At 59.8% G+C, this 22,908-nt stretch carries 17 protein-coding genes and 1 pseudogene; 12 read left to right on the top strand and 6 right to left on the bottom strand.

What is annotated here, in order from left to right:
• Nucleotides 1-18: 18 nt before the first annotated feature.
• The 5 genes from ACA043_RS22765 to edd form a co-directional block, all read right to left on the bottom strand.
• Nucleotides 19-1,278 (bottom strand): D-mannose isomerase, encoded by a 1,260-nt coding sequence (locus ACA043_RS22765; RefSeq protein WP_497657970.1) that lies wholly within the window; start codon nucleotides 1,276-1,278, stop codon nucleotides 19-21.
• Nucleotides 1,279-1,400: 122 nt separating this feature from the next.
• On the bottom strand, nucleotides 1,401-2,870 hold the full coding sequence (locus ACA043_RS22770) for an ATP-binding protein (RefSeq protein WP_187679741.1): 1,470 nt from the start codon (nucleotides 2,868-2,870) through the stop codon (nucleotides 1,401-1,403).
• Nucleotides 2,860-3,591 (bottom strand): response regulator, encoded by a 732-nt coding sequence (locus ACA043_RS22775; protein WP_003227460.1) that lies wholly within the window; start codon nucleotides 3,589-3,591, stop codon nucleotides 2,860-2,862. The genes ACA043_RS22770 and ACA043_RS22775 overlap by 11 nt, the downstream gene beginning before the upstream one ends.
• Before the next feature lie 233 nt (nucleotides 3,592-3,824).
• Nucleotides 3,825-4,784, bottom strand: coding sequence for a glucokinase (locus tag ACA043_RS22780; RefSeq protein WP_401271141.1), 960 nt, complete (start codon nucleotides 4,782-4,784; stop codon nucleotides 3,825-3,827).
• Nucleotides 4,781-6,607, bottom strand: coding sequence for a phosphogluconate dehydratase (gene edd, locus ACA043_RS22785; RefSeq protein WP_187679743.1), 1,827 nt, complete (start codon nucleotides 6,605-6,607; stop codon nucleotides 4,781-4,783). The genes ACA043_RS22780 and edd overlap by 4 nt, the downstream gene beginning before the upstream one ends.
• Before the next feature lie 220 nt (nucleotides 6,608-6,827).
• Here edd and gap point away from each other — a divergent pair, with 220 nt between their 5' ends.
• The 8 genes and pseudogenes from gap (at nucleotide 6,828) to ACA043_RS22825 (ending at nucleotide 15,959) form a co-directional block, all read left to right on the top strand.
• Nucleotides 6,828-7,829 carry a type I glyceraldehyde-3-phosphate dehydrogenase gene (gap, locus tag ACA043_RS22790; protein ID WP_497657971.1) on the top strand — a complete coding sequence of 334 codons (1,002 nt, stop codon included), beginning with the start codon at nucleotides 6,828-6,830 and terminating at the stop codon, nucleotides 7,827-7,829.
• Nucleotides 7,830-8,026: 197 nt separating this feature from the next.
• A complete protein-coding gene (locus ACA043_RS22795; protein WP_401271145.1) occupies nucleotides 8,027-8,545 on the top strand; it encodes an RNA polymerase sigma factor in 519 nt (172 codons plus the stop codon).
• A gap of 125 nt (nucleotides 8,546-8,670) precedes the next feature.
• A complete protein-coding gene (locus tag ACA043_RS22800) occupies nucleotides 8,671-9,636 on the top strand; it encodes a FecR family protein (RefSeq protein WP_497657972.1) in 966 nt (321 codons plus the stop codon).
• 122 nt (nucleotides 9,637-9,758) lie between these two features.
• On the top strand, nucleotides 9,759-12,344 hold the full coding sequence (locus ACA043_RS22805; RefSeq protein WP_497657973.1) for a TonB-dependent receptor: 2,586 nt from the start codon (nucleotides 9,759-9,761) through the stop codon (nucleotides 12,342-12,344).
• A 112-nt stretch (nucleotides 12,345-12,456) separates the two neighbouring features.
• Nucleotides 12,457-13,053 carry a biliverdin-producing heme oxygenase gene (locus ACA043_RS22810; protein ID WP_489878889.1) on the top strand — a complete coding sequence of 199 codons (597 nt, stop codon included), beginning with the start codon at nucleotides 12,457-12,459 and terminating at the stop codon, nucleotides 13,051-13,053.
• A gap of 163 nt (nucleotides 13,054-13,216) precedes the next feature.
• Nucleotides 13,217-13,612 carry a YbaN family protein gene (locus tag ACA043_RS22815; protein ID WP_497657974.1) on the top strand — a complete coding sequence of 132 codons (396 nt, stop codon included), beginning with the start codon at nucleotides 13,217-13,219 and terminating at the stop codon, nucleotides 13,610-13,612.
• Nucleotides 13,613-14,093: 481 nt separating this feature from the next.
• Nucleotides 14,094-15,101 (top strand): annotated as a pseudogene (locus ACA043_RS22820) (methyl-accepting chemotaxis protein); the annotation flags it as partial.
• Nucleotides 15,102-15,203: 102 nt separating this feature from the next.
• A complete protein-coding gene (locus ACA043_RS22825; protein ID WP_371919311.1) occupies nucleotides 15,204-15,959 on the top strand; it encodes a methyl-accepting chemotaxis protein in 756 nt (251 codons plus the stop codon).
• Between the two features lie 174 nt (nucleotides 15,960-16,133).
• On the opposite strand, the gene arcD (ACA043_RS22830) is transcribed toward ACA043_RS22825, so the two are convergent.
• Complete coding sequence (gene arcD / locus ACA043_RS22830) at nucleotides 16,134-17,561, bottom strand: arginine-ornithine antiporter (protein ID WP_497615204.1); 1,428 nt, start codon at nucleotides 17,559-17,561, stop codon at nucleotides 16,134-16,136.
• Nucleotides 17,562-17,996: 435 nt separating this feature from the next.
• On the opposite strand from arcD (ACA043_RS22830), the gene arcD (ACA043_RS22835) reads away from it, so the two are divergent.
• From arcD (ACA043_RS22835) to arcC, 4 genes are all read left to right on the top strand, one after another.
• Nucleotides 17,997-19,424, top strand: a complete 1,428-nt coding sequence (gene arcD / locus ACA043_RS22835) for an arginine-ornithine antiporter (protein ID WP_401271162.1) — start codon at nucleotides 17,997-17,999, stop codon at nucleotides 19,422-19,424.
• A 35-nt stretch (nucleotides 19,425-19,459) separates the two neighbouring features.
• Nucleotides 19,460-20,716 (top strand): arginine deiminase, encoded by a 1,257-nt coding sequence (arcA, locus tag ACA043_RS22840; RefSeq protein ID WP_187679754.1) that lies wholly within the window; start codon nucleotides 19,460-19,462, stop codon nucleotides 20,714-20,716.
• 95 nt (nucleotides 20,717-20,811) lie between these two features.
• On the top strand, nucleotides 20,812-21,822 hold the full coding sequence (locus ACA043_RS22845) for an ornithine carbamoyltransferase (RefSeq protein ID WP_401271167.1): 1,011 nt from the start codon (nucleotides 20,812-20,814) through the stop codon (nucleotides 21,820-21,822).
• A 153-nt stretch (nucleotides 21,823-21,975) separates the two neighbouring features.
• Nucleotides 21,976-22,905: a carbamate kinase gene (gene arcC / locus ACA043_RS22850; RefSeq protein ID WP_497657975.1), complete on the top strand. Its 930-nt coding sequence runs from the start codon at nucleotides 21,976-21,978 to the stop codon at nucleotides 22,903-22,905.
• Nucleotides 22,906-22,908 lie beyond the last annotated feature (3 nt).

Below are 22,908 nucleotides of genomic sequence, written 5' to 3' on the forward strand. Positions count from 1 at the left end.
CATGGTTACACATGCTGGTCACATGGCAGCGCTCTGGGACAACTGCGCCAAGGCAGAAGCCATGCTCGGTGCCAAGGGAAGACGAGGAATCAGCACCGCTTGCCAAGCGTGATAGAGATCGGGCTTGCCCGGCCAGATATCGGCACTTGGGCGGTTTTGCGGATCGAGTTCGTGGTACCAACTGCCATTGCAGCGGTCGATGAAATTCATTTCGCAAAACTCCCAGAACAGCCGGTACCAGGTTTCGTATTGCTGATCGCCAGTACGCTTGAGCAACGCGCTGGCAGCGGCGCTGGCTTCGGCGTGAGTCCAGTGCAAGCGATGGCGGACCACGGCTTTGTTGTCCCAGTCGAGGGTGTAGACAATGCCAGACGCGCCGTCGACGTCCCAGCCATGACGGCAGTTGTTGTCGAAAAGCTTTTGCGCGTCGGTCGCCAGCCAACCCGGCGTAAGCATGCCGGCCTGGACCCGCGCGGCTTCGAGGTGCAGCAACAGCCGCGCCCACTCGAAACCATGGCCCGGCGTGGTGCCGTAAGGGCGGAAACCGTCAGCGGGATTGTCCTGGTTGTACTCGCGCAGCGGCTGCCAGTGCCGATCAAAGTGCTCGATCACCAGGTAATCATTGGCGGCAGCGTGACCGTGGATCACCCGCTCGACGATGCGTTGCGCGCGTACCAGCCAGCGCGGGTCTTCAGTGACATCGGCCAGCGCGAGGAAGGCTTCGGTGGCGTGCATGTTGCTGTTGGCGCCGCGATAGGCTTCTTCTTCGCTCCAGTCGCGGTTGAAGAATTCGCGCATGGCGCCCTCTTCTTCGCTCCAGAAATACGTGTCGATGATGTCGATCGCGTCATCCAGCAAAGCCTGGGCGCCGGGACGTTGCGCGACAACGGCAGAACTCGCCGCCAGTGCAACGAACGCGTGCAGATAGGCGTTCTTGCCGGTGTTGTCGTCGCGATGTTCGGCCACCGCAAACCAGCCACCGTGCAAGGCATCCCGCAACGGCCCGCGCAGGGCGGCGATACCGTGATCGATCAGCTCGGCAAACCCCGGCAGGCCCTGAATATGGGCCATGGCGAAGCTGTGGGTCATGCGCGCGGTGTTCATGGTTTCGGCCTGCGCGCTCGCTGGCAACTGGCCGCGTTCGTCGAGGTTGCCGAAGCCTTGAGGCAGTTTTGAAGCCTTGGCGAAATCCAGCAGACGCAGGCCTTCGGCGGCGAGCCATTGCTGGTGGGCAGGGGCGTTCAGCCAACTGCTGAAGCCTGGGTTGAAGAGATCCATGGGTGGCCTTTTTTGTTGTTATGACTGCGGGGAGTCTAAACAACGGGCCGGGATGGGCTTGTAACGAAGGGGACGGGTTTTGTCACGAGTCAGTGACATTTAAAAGCAAAGCCTTTTGATTTTCAGTCCATCGAACGGGGTAGTTGCAACGTGACCCGTAAACCACCCTCGCGCAAATTCTGCAACGTCACCTCACCGCCATGGCTATGAGCAATGTTGCGCGCAATCCCGAGGCCTAGCCCATACCCCTGCTGTTGCCCCGCCAACCTGAAGTGCGGTTCAAACACCTGCTCCAACCGCTGCTCCGGCACGCCCGGCCCTTCATCGTCGACATGCAGAACAAACGCACTCTCATCGTCATCGATGTGCAGATGTGCGTTCTGCCCGTACTTCAAGGCGTTGTCGATCAGGTTGCCGATGCAACGCTTCAACGCCAAAGGCTTGCCCGAATACGCCGCCAGTGCCCGCCCGTGCTGAGTCACGCGGCCATTGCCGTTCGGCGCCAGATAAGGCTCCACCAGACAATCGAGCACATGGTTGAGGTCAACCGGTTCGATGTTCTCGTGGATGTCAGTGTCTTTCACGCATTGCAGCGCGCCTTTGACCAGCAACTCCAGTTCGTCCAGATCGCGGCCGAACTTGGCTTGCAGTTGTTCGTCTTCCAGCAGTTCGACGCGCAGGCGCAATCGAGTGATCGGCGTGCGCAGGTCATGGGAAATCGCGCTGAACAACTGGCTGCGTTCGGTCAGGTAACGGCTGATGCGCTCGCGCATGGTGTTGAACGCACGGCCCACTTCGACCACTTCACTGCCGCCGCCCTCGGCCACCGGCTCGACGTCGGCCCCCAGCGACAGATCCCGCGCCGCGCGGGCCAGGCGCTTGAGCGGTCGGCTCTGCCAATGCACCAGCAAGCCGATAAACAGCAGCAGAAAACCGCTGGTGAGGACGATAAACCACACCTGCTGCGACGGCAGGCCCTGCTCTTCAAGGCTGGTGTAGGGCTCGGGCAACAGCGAGGCGATGTACAGCCATTCGCCCGGCGCCATCTGAATCTGCGTGACCAGCACCGGTGGATTCACCGGCTCAAGAGTGAGCGCATAGTGCGCCCAGGACCGCGGTAGCTCATCGAGCTTCAGGCCGGCGTTGAAGATCCGCAGGTCCTCCGGACTGACGAAGGTCACCGAGATATCAGTGTCATGGCCGAGGGATTGACGCAGCACTTCGTCGACCGCTTTCATCACTGCCGCTTTACGCGGTGTGACCGGCAGCACGTCCATGCCCAACGGTTTGTCGTTGAGGGTCACGACAAATCGGGTGCCGCCCATGCTGCGCAACTGGTCGAGTACCAGCGGCCGATACGCTACCGGCAGCGAACGAAAGTAACTGACGCTGGCGGTCATCGAATGGGCGAGGCTGCGGGCGCTGGTAACCAGCCCTTCGAGCTGGGTGGCGCGCAGTTGCGAAACCCAGATCACGCTCGACAAGGTTTGCGCGAACAACACCGCGAGCAAGGTCAGCAGCAACATCCGCCCAAGCAGCGAACGTGGCACCGGTACTTTGGCGGCGAGTTTGCGCAGCGACTCAGTGACCATTGCCGGCAACCACGTTGGCTGCCAGTTGGTAGCCGCTGCCGCGCACGGTACGGATCAGCCGTGGCGGTTTTTCCGTGTCGCGCAGGCGTTGGCGCAAGCGGCTGACGGCCATGTCGACGATGCGATCCAGCGGCATCAGATCACGGCCACGGGTGGCGTTGCCGATGGTGTCGCGGTCGAGGATTTCCTGCGGGTGGTCGAGAAACAGTTTCAGCAGGGCGAAGTCGGCGCCGGAGAGAATCACTTCCTCGCCGTCGGTGTGGAACAGCCGATGGCTGACCATGTCCAGTCGCCATTCATCGAATGCCAGCACATCGCTGCCGCTGCGTTCCTGACCGAATTGCGCACGGCGCAGCAGCGCTTTGATGCGCGCTTGCAGTTCGCGGGGGCTGAAGGGTTTGCCGAGGTAGTCGTCGGCGCCGAGTTCCAGACCGATCACCCGGTCGGCTTCGTCGGAACTGGCGGTGAGCATGATGATCGGCACCTGCGCCTGACGCGGATGCTGACGCACCCAACGGCAGAGGCTGAAGCCGTCTTCGTCGGGGAGCATGACATCGAGGATCACCAGATCGCTTGGCGCCTCGTTAAGCGCCTGACGGAAACTGGCGCCATCGGCTGTGGCCCGCACCTGAAACCCGGCGCGGGTCAGGTAGGTTTCCAGCAACTCGCGTATTTCCTGGTCGTCATCGACCAACAATATCGACTTGTTGACTGAGCTCACTTCGAAGGCATCCTTGTTGTTGGAATTGGGGCGGATTATGCCTTAAGCATCGAACTTACAAACACCACAGAACCAATGTGGGAACAAAACCTGTGGTGAGGGGATTTATCCCCGATGGGTCGCGCAGCGTCCCCAAAAAGCTGGGCCTGCTGCGCAGGCCATCGGGGATAAATCCCCTCACCACAGATGAATCCCCTCACCACAAAGGGTCACACCTACAGTTTGATTGCATTTCAGGTCGGGATGGATTGATCCAGCGCAACGCCGGCACCCACAAGACCGGAATACGGCGCCGTCACCAGCCACACCGGAATGCCCTTGAAGTAATCACTCATGCAACCCTTGTCGGCAAAGCTGCGGGCGAAACCGCTCTCAAGGAAGAAATCGGCAAAGCGCGGAATCACGCCACCGACGATGTACACCCCACCTCGCCCGCCGGTGGTCAGCACGTTGTTGCCGGCCACTCGCCCGAGCCAGCAGCAGAACTGCTCCAGCACTTCCAGGGCAATCGGATCACCGGCCAGCCCCGCAGCGGTGATCGATTCCGGGGTATCCAGTGTCGGCTCATGGCCATCCACTGCGCAGATCGCCCGGTAAACCCGCGGCAAGCCGCCGCCGCTCAACGCGGTTTCCGCGCTGACATGGCCGATCTCGTTATGGATGTGCTGCCAGAGCTGGGTTTCACGCGGGCTGCTCAACGGCAAATCGACATGACCGCCCTCGCCCGGCAACGCGGCAAAACGGCCTTCACCCAAGTCGAGCAAAGTACCGACGCCAAGGCCAGTACCCGGCCCAATCACCACCGCCGGACGCAACGGCTCCGGCGTGCCCTCGCAGACCACGCGAAACTCATCGGGCTGCAAACGGGTCATGCCCAACGCCATCGCCGAGAAGTCGTTGACCAGCAACAACTGCTCGACCTGCAAGGTTTCGCAGAATGCCTTGCGACTCAGGCGCCAGTGGTTGTTGGTGAACTTGAATTCATCGCCGCTGACGGGGCCAGCCACTGACAGGCACACCGAACCGATCGAGCCTGGCGCCAGACCGAGCCCGCTCAGATAGAGGCTGATCGCCTCCTCCGGGCTGGCGTGGTCGGCCGTGGCCAGCACTTGAATCGATTCGAGTTGCTGATTTTTCCACAACGCAAACCGCGCGTTGGTGCCTCCGATGTCACCGACCAAAGCCAGTTTCAATTAAGCGTCTCCAGGGCAGAAGTGAAGGCGCTGGCGCCCTGCTCCGCCGAGCTGAAGGCCAAACGCATGAAGCCGAACAGTTCGCGACCGCTGCCAATGTTATTGCCCAACAGGCCTTTGGCAGGTTCGCGCGCGGCAAATTCTTCGGCGTCCACTTTGAGTTCCAAAGTGCCTTTGACGCCATCGACGCGGATGATATCGCCCTCTTGCACTCGCGCCAAAGCGCCACCGACATAAGCTTCAGGACTGACGTGGATCGCCGCCGGGATTTTCCCCGAGGCGCCGGACATGCGTCCGTCGGTCACCAGCGCGACTTTGAAGCCGCGATCCTGCAGCACGCCGAGGAACGGCGTCATCTTGTGCAGCTCCGGCATGCCGTTGGAGCGCGGGCCCTGGAAGCGCATCACAGCGACGAAATCCTTCTCCAGCAAACCGGCTTTGAACGCATCGGCCAGATCCTGCTGATCCTGGAACACCATGGCCGGCGCTTCGACGATCTGGTTTTCCAGCGCTACAGCCGACACTTTCATCACACCGCGACCGAGGTTGCCTTCCATTACCCGCAAGCCACCCTCCGCCGAGAATGCGCGAGCGACTGGACGCAGGATGTTTTCGTCGAGGCTGTCGATCGGGCCTTCGCGCCACACCAGTTGACCGTTATCGAGGAACGGTTCTTTGGTGTATTGGCTCAAGCCGTGGCCGAGCACGGTGTTGACGTCTTCGTGCAGCAGGCCCGCCGCGAGCAGTTCGCGGATCAGGAACGACATGCCGCCAGCGGCCTGGAAGTGGTTGATGTCGGCTTTGCCGTTCGGGTAGACGTGGCTCAGGGTCGGCACGACTTCAGAGAGGTCGGCCATGTCCTGCCAGGTCAGTTGAATGCCTGCGGCCATGGCGATGGCCGGCATGTGCAGGGTGTGGTTGGTCGAACCGCCGGTGGCGTGCAGCGCAACAATCGAGTTGACCAGCGACTTCTCGTCGACGATTTCGCCGATCGGCATGAAGTTGCCGTTCTGCTTGGTCAGTCGCGTGACTTGATGTGCGGCTTCGCGGGTCAAGGCATCACGCAGCGGCGTGTTCGGATTGACGAAGGATGCGCCAGGCAAGTGCAGGCCCATGACTTCCATCAGCAACTGGTTGGTGTTGGCGGTGCCGTAGAAGGTGCAGGTGCCCGGGCTGTGGTAGGACTTCATCTCCGATTCCAGCAGCTCTTCGCGGGTCGCCTTGCCTTCGGCGTACTTCTGCCGCACGTCGGCTTTTTCCTTGTTGGAAATCCCCGAGACCATCGGCCCGCCCGGGACGAAAATTGTCGGCAGATGACCAAAACGCAGGGAGCCCATCATCAGGCCCGGCACGATCTTGTCGCAGATGCCGAGCATCAGCGCGCCGTCGAACATGTTGTGGGAAAGCGCCACCGCCGTGGACATGGCGATCACTTCGCGGCTCGGCAGGCTCAGTTCCATGCCCGGCTCGCCTTGGGTCACGCCGTCGCACATCGCCGGAGTGCCGCCGGCAAACTGGCCGACCGAGCCGATTTCGCGCAGGGCGTTTTTGATTTGTTCAGGAAAGACTTCGTACGGCTGATGCGCCGAGAGCATGTCGTTATAGGAAGAAACAATGGCGATGTTCGCCGAATTCATCATCCGCAGGCTGTGCTTGTCTTCGCTGCCACACCCGGCCACGCCGTGGGCGAAGTTGGCGCATTGCAGCTTGCCGCGCATCGGGCCGTCAGTGGCGGCGCCGCGAATCAGTGCAAGGTAAGCCTGACGCGTAGCGCGGCTGCGGGCGATAAGCCGTTCGGTGACCTCAAGAACGCGGGGATGCATGTGTAGAACTCCAGGCTAACGGATGTGGCGACCTGATTGTCTATGCTGATCAAACGCCGTTGTTGTTGGAATGACAGACGGCTTTTTTGACCATTCGGACCAGTTGATTCAGGTCACTCGTTGTAGATAAAACAAAATATTGCCACTAAAAAGGCTTGTTTTCTATTTTTATGCGAATAATCTTGTAATTCCAACAACAAAACGACGGCGGCGCTGTTTCATGACTCTTCGAATCGCAATCAATGGTTTTGGCCGCATCGGCCGTAATGTCCTGCGCGCACTGTATACCCAAGGCTATCGACAGGATTTGCAGATTGTCGCCATCAACGATCTGGGCGACAGCTCGATCAACGCGCATCTGCTTAAATACGACACCGTTCACGGCACTTTCGATGCACAGGTCGAGCATGACAACGAGAGCCTGACTGTCAACGGCGACCGCATTGCGGTCAGCGCCATTCGTAACCCGGCCGAACTGCCATGGGCTGCCGAAAAGATTGATGTGGTCTTCGAATGCACCGGTCTGTTCACCGACCGTGCCAAAGCCGCCGCGCATATTACTGCCGGCGCACGCAAAGTAATCATCTCGGCCCCGGCCAAAGGTGCCGACGCCACCGTGGTTTACGGTGTTAACCACGACATTCTGCGCCAGTCGCACCAGATCATCTCCAACGCTTCGTGCACCACCAACTGCCTGGCGCCTGTGGCGCAAGTGCTGCACCGCGAGCTGGGGATCGAAAGCGGCCTGATGACCACCATCCACGCCTACACCAACGATCAGAACCTGACCGACGTCTATCACACCGACCCGTACCGCGCGCGTTCGGCCACGCAAAACATGATCCCGAGCAAGACCGGCGCCGCTGAAGCGGTGGGCCTGGTGCTGCCGGAACTGGCAGGCAAACTGACCGGCATGGCCGTGCGGGTGCCGGTGATCAATGTGTCGCTGGTGGATCTGACCGTGCAGTTGAAGAAAGAAGCCACTGCCGAGGAAGCGAATGCCCTGCTCAAAGCAGCGAGCCAGCATTCGAAAATTTTGGGTTACAACACGTTGCCGCTGGTCTCCAGTGACTTCAACCACAACCCGCTGTCGTCGATCTTCGACGCCAACCACACCAAATCCAGCGGCAAACTACTGAAAGTGCTGGCTTGGTATGACAACGAGTGGGGGTTCTCCAACCGCATGCTGGATAACTGCCTGGCGCTGTGCAACGCCGAGTAATCCAAAGAATCCCCTATCCCTGTGGGAGCGAGCCCGCTCGCGAATACGATGTGTCATTCAACATTTATGTTGGCAGATACACCGCTTTCGCGAGCAGGCTCGCTCCCACAGGTTTCAATTTCAATTTGAAATCAAGGCTTGACCATACGGGCGGATGATAAGCATTATCATTCGCTTGAAATCGATCAGGTCACCCCGTGAGTCAATCACACTTCAACCACGTCTTCCTCACCCAGCGCCTCTCGCTGCTGCGTACGCTGGAACGGATGGTCAACAATCACAGCACCGCTGAAGACCTGTTGCAGGAAACCTACCTGCGCGTGACGCGGGCGCTGAGCGAGCGGGCCATCGATCATCTCGAACCCTTTGTCTTCCAGACCGCACGCAATCTGGCGCTGGATCATTTGCGTGCGCGCAAGATCCATTCGCGCACCATGGTCGATGACGTGCCGCAGGACGTGGTGCACAGCGTCGCCGCCCCCGCCAGCAGCGCCGAAGACGCCGCCCACGCCGAACAATTGCTGGAGCGCCTGAACGTGAGCCTCAGTGAACTCAGCCCGCGTCAGCAGCAGATTTTCATCCTCAGCCGTTTGCACGGGCACAGCTACCAGGAAATCGCCGACGAATTGAATGTCTCGCTCAGCACCGTGCAGAAAGAACTGAAACTGATCATGACCATTTGCATAGGCGTCGCCGAGCGCTTGAATGGCGACTGAGACTGTAGGCTCTTTCTGTAAGTGCCAGGTTCGACTGCACTGATCATCGGGCTTTGTTACCCTTGCCCGACTTTTACGCTTCACTAAAAAAAACAGCCGTGCGCAGACACTGCCGAGGAATCACCGTGACGGACACCCACCGCTCGCCTTCGCCCGAATCGGCGCAGGATGCTGCACTTGCAATGGACCAGGCACTGGACTGGCTCATCGTACTCGGCAGTCCGAATGAAGAGCAGACCCGGCAGTTTCACGCGTGGCTGTCGGCTGATCCGTTGAATGCCGAGGCGTTTGCCAAGGCACAGGCGATCTGGGATGGCCCGCAAATCGCCCAATGCGCGCAAACCCTGGCTTTGCGACCTGCGAAAGTTACCGTCCTCAAGCGTCTGCGTCCGCACTGGAAACCGCTGGCCACCGCTGCGGTGCTGCTGCTCGGGTTGTTCAGCTTCAGTAATTTGCCGATGCGCTTGCAGGCCGATCACCTGACCGTGGTCGGCGAACGCCAGCGCCTGCAACTGGAGGACGGCTCGAAAGTCCTGCTCAATACCAATTCGGCGTTTTCCAGCACCATCAACGATCAGCAGCGCTTCGCACGGCTGTATCAGGGCGAAGCGTTTTTCGAGGTGGCGGCCAATCGCAACCAGCCGCTGGAAATCGATGCCGGCCCGGTCAAGGCCAGCGTGCATGACACTGCATTTGCCGTGCGTTATCTGGACGGCGTTGCGCAGGTCAATGTGCAGCGCGGCGATGTCGATTTGCGCGCCACCCATAACGATGCCCGGGTGCGTCTCTCCGCCGGGGAAAGCATCCGCATCGGCCCCAACGGTTTCGACCGCCCGGCCAAGCTCGACGCAAATACCGATCTGGCCTGGGTGCAAGGTCGACTGGTGTTCGAGAACTGCCCGCTGAATCAGGTGCTGGCCGAGCTGCGCCGCTACTATCCGGGTTGGATCATCAACACCAACGAGCAGTTGGCCGACGTCAACGTCACGGGTAACTACCGCCTCGATCAACCCCTCGACGTGGTGCGCTCCCTCGCCCACATCACCTCGGCGCGGCTGCAGGAATTCCCCGCGCTGGTGATCCTGAACTAAATGAGAATTATTTTTACTCGATAGCCGAAGCACGTACGTCTAGTTATAGCCAATGCAATTGATTCGCATCTTCGGACGCTAATCAGCACCTATAAAGATTCGTGCGACACGGAGCGCTATCGATGTCCTCACGCCTTACCCGCCAGACCTCTTCCCCTTCCCGCGTATTGTCGCTGCTGACCGCTGCCATCCTCATGGCCGGCACGGCACCGCTGCTGGCTGCCACCGAGCAACCGACGCGCAACATGGGCGATTACTCGTTCTCTATCGGTCAGCAACCGCTGGTGTCGGCACTCAACGCCTTCACCACCGTCACTGGCTGGCAAGTCGGCTTGCCGGCAGAACTGGGTCAGGGCGTATCGTCGCCGGGCGTGCGCGGCTCGCTGCCACCGGAAAAAGCCCTTGAGCGCCTGTTGGTGGGGACCAACTTGAGCTTCCGCAAACTGAGCAACAACAACGTCGTGCTGGAAAAACGCAGTAGCAGCGGCGCACTGAATCTGGATCAGGTGACCATCAGCGCCACCCGTCAGGAACAGTCGGTGAACAGCGTGCCAAGTACCGTCACCGTGCACACCCGTGAAGAACTGGATCGTAACAACGTCAACACGATCAAGGATCTGGTGCGCTACGAGCCAGGTGTTTCCGTCGGCGGCGCCGGCCAGCGTGGCGGCATCAGCGGCTACAACATCCGTGGCATCGACGGCGACCGCATCCTCACGCAGGTTGACGGCGTCGAAGTACCGGACGGTTTCTTCAACGGCCCGTACGCCAAGACCCAGCGCAATTACGTTGACCCGGAAATCGTCAAACGCGTGGAAATTCTCCGTGGCCCGGCCTCGGTGCTGTACGGCAGCAACGCCATCGGCGGCGCCGTCAGCTATTACACACTCGATCCGGACGACATCATCAAACCCGGCAAAGACGTCGGCGCCCGCCTGAAAACCGGTTACAGCTCGGCCGATGACAGCTGGCTGAAATCCGCCACCGTCGCCGGCCGTGCCGATCAGTTCGACGGTTTGCTCCACTACAGCCAGCGCGACGGCCACGAAACCGACTCCTATGGCAGTAACAACGGCACAGGCCTTGAGCGCACCGCCGCCAACCCGGAAGACGTCAAGGCAACCAACGTGCTGGCCAAGATCGGCTGGAACTACAGCGACGACTCGCGCCTTGGCCTGACCTACGAAAAGTACAAGGATGATCGCGACACCGATCAGAAAAGTGCCTACGGCGGCCCGTACTTCAATGGCGCCCCGACCATTCCGAACAGCGTGCTGCCCGGCGGCATGTACCAGTGGCGCACCGGTAACGACACCATCACCCGTGAGCGTTTTGGCATTGAACACAGCTTCGCCCTCGACAGCCTGCTGGTCGACAACGTGAAGTGGAGCCTCAACCATCAGATCGCCAAAACCGACCAGAGCACCGAAGAGTATTACTACCCGATCACCCGAAAAGTGCTGCGCACCCGCGACACGATTTACGAGGAAAAGCAGTGGGTATTCGATGCGCAACTGGACAAGGCGTTCGCCATCGCTGACACCGATCACGTGCTGACTTACGGCACCACCATCAAGCAGCAGAAAGTCACCGGCTCGCGCAGCGGCGACGGCACGTGTCTGGCGGTCGGTCGTGGCTGCACGGCGATTGGTGCAACCAGTACCGCTGACGTATTGGCCAAGGCCACTGACTTCCCGGACCCGACCATCAACACCTACAGCCTGTTCGCCCAGGATCAGATCAGCTGGAACAACTGGACCTTCCTGCCGGGCCTGCGCTACGACTACACCCAGCTCAAGCCGCACATCACCCAGGAATTTCTCAACACCGTGAACGCTGACGGCACGGACACGGTCAGCGAGAAGAACAAGACCTGGCACAAAGTCTCGCCGAAATTCGGCCTGACCTACGCCTTTAACGACAACTACACCTGGTACGGTCAATACGCCGAAGGCTTCCGCACCCCGACCGCGAAAGCGCTGTACGGTCGCTTCGAGAACAACACCACTGGTTATACCGTGGCGCCGAACCCGGATCTGGAACCGGAAAAAAGCAAAAGCTATGAAACCGGTCTGCGCGGCAATTTCGAGTCGGGCTCGTTCGATGTGGCGGTGTTCTACAACAAGTATCGCGACTTCATTAATGAAGACGCGGTGAAGCCGGGCGATGACGAACTGACCTTCCAGAGCAACAACATCAAGCACGCGACCATCAAGGGTGCCGAAGTCAAAGGACGTCTGAACCTGGACTCGTTCGGCGCGCCGCAAGGCCTGTACACCCAAGGCTCGATCGCCTACGCCTACGGTCGCAACGACGACAGCGGCGAGCCGCTCAACAGTGTTAATCCGCTGACCGGCGTGTTCGGCCTGGGTTACGACCAGGACAACTACGGTGGCCTGCTGAGCTGGACGTTGGTGAAGAAGAAGGATCGCGTCGACGACACCAACTTCAAGTCGCCGGATGGCGTCAGCAGCCAGTTCAAGTCGCCGGGCTTCGGCCTTCTTGACCTGACCGGGTTCTACAAAGTCACCGACGACGTCACCGTCAGCGGCGGCATTTACAACCTGACCGACAAGAAATACTGGCTGTGGGATGACGTGCGCGGTTACGACAGCGTCGGCGAAGCCTCGGTGACGCAACCGGCCAACCTCGATCGCCTGACCCAACCGGGTCGCAACTTCGCGATCAACCTGATCTGGGACATCTGATCCCGTCGAACTCACTGCGCGTGTTGATACGCCGCGCAGTGAGGCTTTTTTTACTGTCCGGCGCTATCCCGTTCGTCTCGTTATCAAGCGCCTCTTTTATCAAGGACATGTCATGACCACTTCGCAAAAAGCCCTGCGTTCGCAACGTCTGAACCAGATCACCCACGAGCCGCACAGCAAGCTCGACGCCCTGGTCAAAGCCCACGCGCCATTCGAAACCCGCGCCAACTTCGCCCGGTTCGTCGTAGCGCAATACTTGTTCCAGTCGGAACTGGTCGGTCTGTACAACGATGCCGAGCTGACAGAGATCGTCGCGGACTTGCCGGCTCGCTGCCGCGCTGAAGCCGCCAAGGCCGACTTGGCGGATCTGGACACCGAGGTCCCGGCGCCGGTTGCCGGCGCAGTGAAAAATCCGAGCAAGGCCCGGGCGCTGGGCTGGATCTTCGTCTCTGAAGGTTCGAAGCTCGGTGCTGCGTTCCTGATCAAACGCGCCGTGGCGCTGGAGCTGAGCGAAACCTTTGGTGCGCGTCATTTGGGTGAACCTGAAGGTGGACGCGCCGAGGGTTGGAAGCGCTTTGTCAAAACTCTCGACTCGCTGGAGTTCAGCGCCGAGGAAGAAGCTGAAGTGGAGCAAGGCGCGATTGACGCGTTCAACCGCTTCACCGTGTTGCTGGAACAGGCTTATGCCACCGAAGCAGAACTGGCCTGAAGCAACACCTATTCCTTGTGGGAGCGAGCCTGCTCGCGAAGACGGCAGCACATTCAACATTAATGTGACTGATCCACCGCTTTCGCGAGCAGGCTCGCTCCCACATGGGAACTGCAACAACCTGTAAGATCTCCATTCCGCTTCAGAAGCCACCGCTGAGCCCATGCCGCAACCCGCCTCCTCCAAACTCGCCCGTCTGCTGTTCGGCCTGCTGGCCTACGTCAGCCTCGGGATTGGCCTGATTGCCATCGTCGTGCCCGGCCTGCCGACCACCGAGTTCATCCTGCTCGCTGCCTGGGCCGCGACCCGCAGTTCGCCGCGCCTGAGTGCCTGGCTGGAAAACCATCGCCTGTTCGGGCCGATCCTGAGCAACTGGCGCAACGGTAAGATCATCGCGCGCAAAGCCAAAATCAGCGCCACAGTGAGCATGCTGCTGTGTGCGACGCTGATGCTGCTGATGCTCGATCACGGCTGGCCGGTCTATCTGGCGATTGCCGGGATGAGCCTGGGTAATCTGTGGATCTGGTCGCGACCGGAAACCTTGCCCAACCCTTCCTGAACCCGCGCAACAACACTGAAACTTCCCTGTAATTAATCGCCTTTTCAGCACATTCCCCTGCGCAAACGTTTAGCACTGACCGTTCGTCGGCAAGCCGCTCATGCGCCCTCGCTCCGCGCCGATGAGCATTGCATGGCGCTGAATGGATTTGGCGAACCGGGTAGTTCATGCCCGACAGCCACCCGTTTATTCATTCGCGAGAACGCCCATGTTCGACTCTCTCTCCATTCGCCTGAAAATCGTCCTGCTCTCCGGTCTGTGCCTGCTCGGTGTGGTTGCGCTGATCGTCGGCATGAACATTTACCAGACCAACCAGAACGACGAACTGGTCAGCAACTCCAGCAGCAAGATGCTCACCGCCAGTGTGCAGAACCTGCTGCAAGCCAAGGCCGCCGAACAAGCGGTGCGGGTGCAGAAGACCTTCGGCGAAAGCCTGACGGTCATCACCGCAGTGGCCGACCAGATCAAGGACATGCGCGTGATGGCGGGCAAGCGTTCGCTGGACGCTGGCGCTCTGCGTGAAGAGTTGAACCTGAGCCTGAAAACCGCGTTCGAGCGCAACGACAAAGTGCTCGGCATCTGGCTCGCCTTCGAACCCAATGGGCTGGACGGCAAGGACAGCGAATTCGCCAACGACGCGGCCCGCCAGTCCAACGAAACCGGACGTTTTTCCACCTACTGGAGCCGCGCCGGCGGTGCCTCGCTGAACACGATCATGGTCGAAGATGACCTGACCAAGACCACCCTAAGCGTCAGCGGCACGCCGTACAACAGTTGGTACACCTGCCCTCGCGACAACAAGCGCACCTGCCTGCTCGACCCGTATGCCGATACCGTCGGTGGCAAGGAAATGCTCATGACGACCATTTCCGTGCCGTTGATCGTCGATGGTAAAGCCATCGGCGTGGCCGGTGTTGATATCGCCCTCGACGCCCTGCAAGCGGCGGCTGTGGACTCGCAGCGCAATCTGTTCAACAACGCCGGGCACATGCTTATCGTCTCGGGCAGCGGCGTGTTGGCTGCGGACAGTTCGGATGCTGCCAAGGTTGGCAAAAAGATCGGCGACACTCTCGGTGCCGATGGCAAGGATGTGCTGCAGCTGCTCGGCAGTGGCACGCCGAAGATTCTTGAACAGGGCGACCTGATCCGCGCCGTGTACCCGGTCGATCCGATTGGCAATTCGCGGGCCTGGGGCGTGGTCATCGACCTGCCGAAACAGGTGCTGCTGGCCGACTCGGTCAAACTGCAAGCGGTGCTCGACGATGCACAGGAAACCGGCGTGTTTACCGCACTGGCGGTGGCTGTTGTTGCCGGGCTGATTGGCTTGTTGCTGATCTGGCTCACGGCTTCCGGCGTCACGCGTCCGATCAACAGCGTCGCCGATATGCTGAAGAACATCGCCAGCGGTGAAGGCGATCTGACTCAGCGCTTGAACTACAGCAAGCAAGATGAATTGGGCGAACTGGTGAACTGGTTCAACCGTTTCCTCGACAAGCTGCAACCGACCATCGCGCAGATCAAACAGAGCATCACCGAGGCGCGCGGCACCGCCGACCAGTCTTCGGAAATCGCCCGCCAGACCAGCGAAGGCATGCAGGTGCAGTTCCGCGAAATCGACCAGGTTGCCACCGCCTCCAACGAAATGAGCGCCACTGCCCACGACGTTGCCAACAGCGCATCGAACGCGGCCAACGCCGCCAAGGGTGCCGACCAGTCGGCCAAGGACGGCATGTCGATCATCGAGCGCAGCACCCGCGACATCAATCAACTGGCCGATGAAGTCAGCAAAGCGGTGACCGAAGTCGAAGCGCTGGCAGTCAACAGCGAGCAGATCGGCTCGGTGCTGGAAGTGATCCGCAGCATCGCCGAACAGACCAATTTGCTCGCTCTCAACGCCGCCATTGAAGCAGCCCGTGCCGGTGAAAGCGGTCGCGGGTTTGCCGTGGTCGCCGACGAAGTGCGCAATCTGGCCAAGCGCACGCAGGATTCGGTGGAGGAAATTCGCGTGGTCATCGAGCGGATTCAGACCGGCACCCGTGGCGTGGTCGCGACCATGCATTCGAGCCAGACCCAGGCGCACAACAACGCCGGGCAGATCCGTCAGGCCGTGGATGCGCTGGGCAAGATCAGCGATGCGGTCACGGTGATCAGCGACATGAACCTGCAAATCGCCAGCGCCGCCGAACAGCAGAGCGCGGTGGCTGAAGAGGTCAATCGCAACGTTTCGGCGATTCGTACCGTGACCGAAACCTTGACCGAGCAAGCCACTGAGTCGGCAGCGATCAGCAGCCAGCTCAACGCCTTGGCGAGTCAGCAGATGAAGTTGATGGACCAGTTCCGCGTCTAATCGCTACACCGCTCCCACAGGAGGAACGCATTTCAAATGTGGGAGCGAGCCTGCTCGCGAAGAGGTCAGTTCGGGGCACAAAAACCTGATCAATCAGCCCGGTTCAAAGACGTCCACAACACCTTCACACCAGATCCGCCGTCTATGCCGACCACTGCCGCGACGCGAGAAACCTCACAACGACAACACCCCGCTGTACAACCCATAAGCCGCCAGCCCTGCCCCAATGATCACGCCGGTAAAAATACCCTTCTCCACCGTGGTGAACAGCGGCTCACCCTGTTCATGCTTGGCTTTGGCAAACAGGATCACCCCCGGCGCATACAGCAACGCCGACAACAGCAAATACTTCACCCCGCCGGCGTACAACAACCACACCGCATAACACAGGGCGATGCCACCGATCAGCAGATCCTTGGTGCGTTCGGCCGAGGCGTGTTCGTAGGTTTCGCCGCGCCCACTCAACAGCACGGCGTACGCCGCCGACCACAGATACGGCACCAGAATCATCGACGAGGCGAGGTAGATCAGGCTGGTGTAAGTGCCTGCCGAGAACAGCGTGATCAGCAGAAAAATCTGGATCATCACGTTGGTCAGCCACAACGCATTGACCGGCACATGATTGGCGTTTTCCTTTTTCAGGAACGCCGGCATGGTGTTGTCTCGGGCCGTAGCGAAAAGGATTTCGGCGCACAACAACGCCCACGACAACAACGCCCCCAGCAGTGAAACCGCCAGCCCGAGGCTGATCAGCAGTGCGCCCCACGGCCCGACGATATGTTCCAGCACCGCCGCCAGCGACGGGTTCTGCAGGTTGGCCAGTTCCGGCTGGCTCATGATCCCCAGCGACAGCACGTTGACCAGCACCAGCAACGCCAGCACGCCGATAAATCCGATCACCGTGGCACGGCCGACGTCACTGCGCTTCTGCGCCCGTGCCGAGTACACGCTGGCGCCTTCGATGCCGATGAACACAAACACTGTCACCAGCATCATGTTGCGCACCTGATCCATCACCCCGCCAAAACTCGGATTGCTGCGGCCCCAGATATCGCGGGTAAAAACGTCAGCCTTGAACGCCACGGCAGCGATGACGATGAACATGATCAGCGGCACGATCTTGGCCACGGTGGTCACCTGGTTGATGAACGTCGCCTCCTTGATCCCGCGCATCACCAGAAAATGCACGGCCCACAGCAGCACCGACGCGCAGCCGATGGCAACCGGTGTGTTGCCCTGGCCGAACACCGGAAAGAAGTAGCCGAGGGTGCTGAAGAGCAGGACGAAATAGCCGACGTTACCCAGCCAGGCGCTGATCCAGTAACCCCACGCCGACGAGAACCCCATGTAGTCGCCAAACCCGGCCTTGGCGTAGGCATAGACCCCCGAGTCCAGTTCGGGCTTGCGATTGGCCAGGGTCTGGAACACGAAAGCAAGGGTCAACATGCCGATCGCGGTGATGCCCCAACCGATCAAAATCGCCCCGGCATCGGCCCGTGCCGCCATGTTTTGCGGCAGGGAGAAAATCCCCCCGCCAATCATCGACCCCACCACCAGGGCGATCAACGCACCCAGTCGCAGCTTTTGCGTCGGTTGCGACATTCCAGTCTCCCTTCTCCTGCTCTGGCAATTATCAAAAAGATGTTGCTTTTAACTAAACGGATAAAGCGTAAGTACGTTTATTGAATAACGCCAATTAATGCCCGTTATATATAGCCAATGACGCTAATGCCTAACACGGATAGTCGCTTTATTTGCTGATCCTGATTATTCGATTCTGTACTGAAAACAGATGAGGAAATTTGCCAAAACCTGAAAAAGAACTAGGGTGATAGTTCGAAAGTAATAGGATCAATTCCCAAATCCATCGCCGAAAGCCTCTGGAATGGGCCTTTCAGGCAGTCGCTTTATGCCATCAGGCGCTTCATAAGTCATTCATTAACAATGGAATGTGCCTATGCACTGATCTAAGTCAGTAGTTTGATCAGTCAACAGAACTACGCTGTGAACTCTTCTCTCCTGCAATGGAGTCATGCAATGTCTGAAGCTCCCGGAAAACTACGATTAGGTGCACTGGTTGCCTTGGTCGTCGGATCAATGATCGGTGGCGGGATATTCTCTTTGCCACAAAACATGGCCGCCAGCGCCGACGTCGGCGCGGTACTGATCGGTTGGGCCATCACCGCTGTCGGCATGCTCACCCTCGCTTTTGTCTTTCAAACCCTCGCCAATCGCAAGCCTGACCTGGACGGCGGCGTGTACGCCTACGCCAAGGCCGGGTTCGGCGATTACATGGGTTTCTCTTCGGCCTGGGGTTACTGGATCAGTGCCTGGCTGGGCAACGTCGGTTACTTCGTCCTGTTGTTCAGCACCCTCGGTTATTTCTTTCCGGTTTTCGGCGAAGGCAACACCGTCGCTGCGGTGATTGGCGCCTCCGTGCTGCTGTGGGCCGTGCATTTCCTGGTGCTGCGCGGGATCAAGGAAGCGGCATTCATCAACCTGGTGACCACGGTCGCCAAGGTGGTGCCACTGCTGTTGTTCGTGATGATCGCGTTCTTCGCGTTCAAACTGGATATCTTCACCGCTGACATCTGGGGCGTGAAAAACCCTGATTTGGGCAGTGTGATGAATCAGGTGCGCAACATGATGCTGGTCACCGTGTGGGTGTTCATCGGCATCGAAGGCGCGAGCATCTTCTCGGCCCGGGCGGAAAAACGCTCCGACGTGGGCAAGGCCACCGTGATCGGCTTCATCACCGTGCTGCTGTTTCTGGTGCTGGTGAACGTGCTGTCGCTGGGCATCATGACTCAGCCAGAGTTGGCCAAACTGCAGAACCCGTCGATGGCCGCCGTGCTTGAGCATGTGGTCGGTCACTGGGGCGCGGTGCTGATCAGCGTCGGTCTGATCATCTCGCTGCTGGGGGCGCTGTTGTCGTGGGTGTTGTTGTGTGCGGAGATCATGTTTGCCGCCGCCAAAGACCACACCATGCCGGAGTTCCTGCGCAAGGAGAACGCCAACCACGTGCCGGTCAACGCCCTCTGGCTGACCAACGCGATGGTGCAGATTTTCCTGATCATCACCCTGTTCTCGGCCAGCACTTACCTGTCGCTGATCTACCTCGCCACCTCGATGATTCTGGTGCCGTACCTGTGGTCGGCGGCCTATGCCGTACTGCTGGCGGTGCGCGGCGAAACCTACGAAGGCTTCGCGGCCGAGCGGCGCAAGGATCTGATCATCGGCGGGATCGCCCTGATCTACGCGATCTGGCTGCTGTACGCCGGCGGCATCAAATACCTGCTGCTCTCGGCCCTGCTTTATGCCCCCGGCGCGTTCCTGTTCGCCAAGGCCAAGCTCGAACTCAAGCAAGCGGTTTTCACCAACGTCGAGAAGCTGATTTTCGCCGCAGTGGTTGTGGGCGCGCTGGTCGCGGCCTACGGACTGTATGACGGCTTCCTGACTCTGTAACACCTGATTGATTAGTTATCTGGAGGATCACTGCAATGACCACGGAAAAAGTTAAGTACGGCGTACATTCCGAAGCCGGCAAACTGCGCAAAGTCATGGTCTGCTCCCCTGGTCTGGCCCATCAGCGCCTGACCCCGAACAACTGCGATGAACTGCTGTTCGACGATGTGCTGTGGGTCGCCCAGGCCAAGCGCGACCACTTCGACTTCGTCACCAAGATGCGTGAACGCGGGATCGATGTGCTGGAAATGCACAACCTGCTGACCGACATCGTCGCCATCCCTGAGGCACTGGACTGGATTCTCGATCGCAAGGTCACCGCCGATTCGGTGGGCCTGGGCCTGATCAGCGAGGTGAAATCCTGGCTGAAAAGCCTTGAACCACGGCACATCGCCGAGTTTCTGATTGGCGGCGTCTCCGCCGATGACCTGCCGGACAGCTTCGGCGGCAAGACCATCCAGATGTTCCGCGACTTCCTCGGCCACTCCAGCTTCATCCTGCCACCGCTGCCGAACACTCAGTTCACCCGCGACACCACGTGCTGGATCTACGGCGGCGTGACGCTGAACCCGATGTACTGGCCGGCGCGTCGTCAGGAAACCCTGCTGGCCACGGCCATCTACAAATTCCACCCGCAGTTCACCAACGCCGATTTCGAGATCTGGTACGGCGACCCGGACAAGGATCACGGCAACTCCACACTTGAAGGCGGCGACGTGATGCCGATCGGCAACGGTGTGGTGTTGATCGGCATGGGCGAGCGCTCATCCCGTCAGGCCATCGGCCAACTGGCGCTGAACCTGTTCAAGAACAAAGCCGTGGAAAAAGTCATCGTTGCCGGTCTGCCAAAGTCTCGCGCGGCGATGCACCTGGACACCGTGTTCAGCTTCTGCGACCGCGACCTTGTGACGATTTTCCCGGAAGTGGTCAACCAGATCGTCGCCTTCACCCTGCGACCTGACGAAAGCAAACAGGGCGGCATCGACATCCGCCGCGAAGAATCGAGCTTCCTCGACACCGTGGCTGCCGCCCTCAACCTGCCGAAGCTGCGCGTGGTGGAAACCGGCGGCAACAGCTTCGCCGCCGAACGCGAGCAATGGGACGACGGTAACAACGTCGTCGCCGTGGAGCCGGGCGTGGTCATCGGCTACGACCGCAACACCTACACCAACACCCTGCTGCGCAAGGCTGGCGTGGAGGTCATAACCATCAGCGCCGGGGAATTGGGCCGTGGCCGTGGCGGCGGCCACTGCATGACCTGCCCGATCATCCGCGACCCGATCGATTACTGATTTTTTGACTAATGACGACCCGACGCTGTGAAAGCGTAGCGCCGAAGGCGCACAGCCTGCAGTAGCTTTCACAATGTCGGGCAAGGAGATCCATCATGGCTTTTAATATGCGCAACCGCAGCTTGCTGAGTTTGATGCACCACACCACTCGCGAGATCAACTACCTGATCGACCTGTCCCGCGACCTCAAACGCGCCAAATACACCGGCACCGAGCGTCCACACCTGCAAGGCAAGAACATCGCGCTGATCTTCGAAAAAACCTCGACCCGCACCCGTTGCGCCTTCGAAGTCGCGGCGCACGACCAAGGCGCTCACGTCACCTACATTGACCCGGTGTCGTCGCAGATCGGCCACAAAGAAAGCATGAAAGACACCGCCCGCGTACTCGGCCGGATGTTTGATGCCATCGAGTACCGTGGCTTCGAACAGGAAATCGTCGAAGAGCTGGCCAAGTTCGCCGGAGTGCCGGTGTTCAACGGTCTGACCGCCGAATTCCATCCGACACAAATGATCGCCGACGTGCTGACCATGCGCGAACACAGCGACAAACCGATGCACGACATCAGCTACGCCTACCTCGGCGACGCCCGTTACAACATGGGTAACTCGCTGCTGATGATCGGCGCCAAACTCGGTATGGACGTGCGCATCGCTGCACCGAAAGCCCTGTGGCCGCACGCTGACTTCATCGCGCAATGCAAAGAATTCGCCGAAGAAAGCGGCGCGCGCATCACCATTACCGAAGATCCGAAAGAAGCGGTCAAAGGCGTCGACTTCATTCACACCGACATCTGGGTATCGATGGGCGAGCCGGTCGAAGCGTGGGACGAGCGTATCGAGCAACTGCTGCCGTACCAGGTCAACAGCAAAATGATGAAAGCCTCCGGCAACCCACGCGTGAAATTCATGCACTGCCTGCCGGCGTTCCATAACAGCGAAACCAAGGTCGGCAAAGACATTGCCGCACGCTATCCACACTTGGCCAATGGCGTCGAAGTGACGGAGGACGTGTTCGAATCCCCGGCCAACATCGCCTTCGAGCAAGCGGAAAACCGCATGCACACCATCAAGGCAATTCTGGTGTCGGCGCTGGCTGATCTTTAACCACTACTGACCCGTGATCGTTCCCACGCTCCCGCGTGGGAATGCATCCCGTGACGCTCTGCGTCAAAGCGGACGCGGAGCGTCAGTGGCGGCATTCCCACGCTGAGCGCGGGAACGATCAACAAATCACTGTTTTCCAGAAGGACATGCACCATGCGTATCGTCGTAGCGTTGGGCGGTAACGCCCTGCTCCGCCGTGGTGAACCGATGACCGCTGACAATCAGCGCGCCAACATCCGCATCGCCACCGAGCAAATCGCCAAGATCCATCCCGGCAATCAACTGGTCATCGCCCACGGCAATGGCCCGCAAGTCGGCCTGCTGTCGCTGCAAGCGGCAGCCTACACCTCCGTCACCCCTTACCCGCTGGACGTGCTCGGCGCCGAAACCGAAGGCATGATCGGCTACATCATCGAACAGGAACTGGGCAACCTGCTGGACTTCGAAGTGCCGTTCGCCACCCTGCTGACCCAGGTCGAAGTCGACGCCAACGACCCGGCGTTCAAGAACCCGACCAAACCCATCGGCCCGGTCTACGACAAGGCTGAAGCGGAAAAACTTGCTGCTGAAAAAGGCTGGGCCATCGCTCCTGACGGCGACAAGTACCGCCGTGTAGTAGCCAGCCCACGGCCGAAGCGCATCTTCGAGATCCGCCCGATCAAGTGGCTGCTGGACAAGGGCAGCATCGTCATCTGCGCCGGTGGCGGCGGCATTCCGACCATGTACGACGAGAACCGCCACCTCAAGGGCATCGAGGCGGTGATCGACAAGGATCTGTGCTCCTCGCTGCTGGCTGAACAACTGGAAGCGGAGTTGCTGGTGATTGCCACCGACGTCAACGCCGCCTTCATCGACTTCGGCAAACCAAGCCAGAAAGCCATCGCTGAGGCGCACCCGGACGAACTCGAACGCCTCGGCTTCGCCGCCGGCTCCATGGGGCCGAAGGTGCAGGCAGCTTGTGAATTCGCGCGCCATACTGGCAAGGTCGCGGTGATCGGTTCGCTGGCGGACATCGAAGCGATCGTCCAGGGTACTGCCGGCACACGGGTCAGTACTGCCAAGCCTGGTATCACCTATCGATAATTA

This window comes from Pseudomonas sp. LBUM1648 (assembly GCF_059716145.1).

What these genes read in the sequence shown, in the direction of transcription:
- edd (WP_187679743.1), bottom strand. Translation starts at nt 6,607, where the DNA reads ATGCATCCCCGCGTTCTTGAGGTCACCGAACGGCTTATCGCCCGCAGC.
- ACA043_RS22765 (WP_497657970.1), bottom strand. Translation starts at nt 1,278, where the DNA reads ATGGATCTCTTCAACCCAGGCTTCAGCAGTTGGCTGAACGCCCCTGCC.
- gap (WP_497657971.1), top strand. Translation starts at nt 6,828, where the DNA reads ATGACTCTTCGAATCGCAATCAATGGTTTTGGCCGCATCGGCCGTAAT.
- arcC (WP_497657975.1), top strand. Translation starts at nt 21,976, where the DNA reads ATGCGTATCGTCGTAGCGTTGGGCGGTAACGCCCTGCTCCGCCGTGGT.
- ACA043_RS22815 (WP_497657974.1), top strand. Translation starts at nt 13,217, where the DNA reads ATGCCGCAACCCGCCTCCTCCAAACTCGCCCGTCTGCTGTTCGGCCTG.
- ACA043_RS22810 (WP_489878889.1), top strand. Translation starts at nt 12,457, where the DNA reads ATGACCACTTCGCAAAAAGCCCTGCGTTCGCAACGTCTGAACCAGATC.
- ACA043_RS22770 (WP_187679741.1), bottom strand. Translation starts at nt 2,870, where the DNA reads ATGGTCACTGAGTCGCTGCGCAAACTCGCCGCCAAAGTACCGGTGCCA.
- arcD (WP_401271162.1), top strand. Translation starts at nt 17,997, where the DNA reads ATGTCTGAAGCTCCCGGAAAACTACGATTAGGTGCACTGGTTGCCTTG.
- ACA043_RS22825 (WP_371919311.1), top strand. Translation starts at nt 15,204, where the DNA reads ATGCAGGTGCAGTTCCGCGAAATCGACCAGGTTGCCACCGCCTCCAAC.
- arcA (WP_187679754.1), top strand. Translation starts at nt 19,460, where the DNA reads ATGACCACGGAAAAAGTTAAGTACGGCGTACATTCCGAAGCCGGCAAA.
- ACA043_RS22845 (WP_401271167.1), top strand. Translation starts at nt 20,812, where the DNA reads ATGGCTTTTAATATGCGCAACCGCAGCTTGCTGAGTTTGATGCACCAC.
- arcD (WP_497615204.1), bottom strand. Translation starts at nt 17,561, where the DNA reads ATGTCGCAACCGACGCAAAAGCTGCGACTGGGTGCGTTGATCGCCCTG.
- ACA043_RS22805 (WP_497657973.1), top strand. Translation starts at nt 9,759, where the DNA reads ATGTCCTCACGCCTTACCCGCCAGACCTCTTCCCCTTCCCGCGTATTG.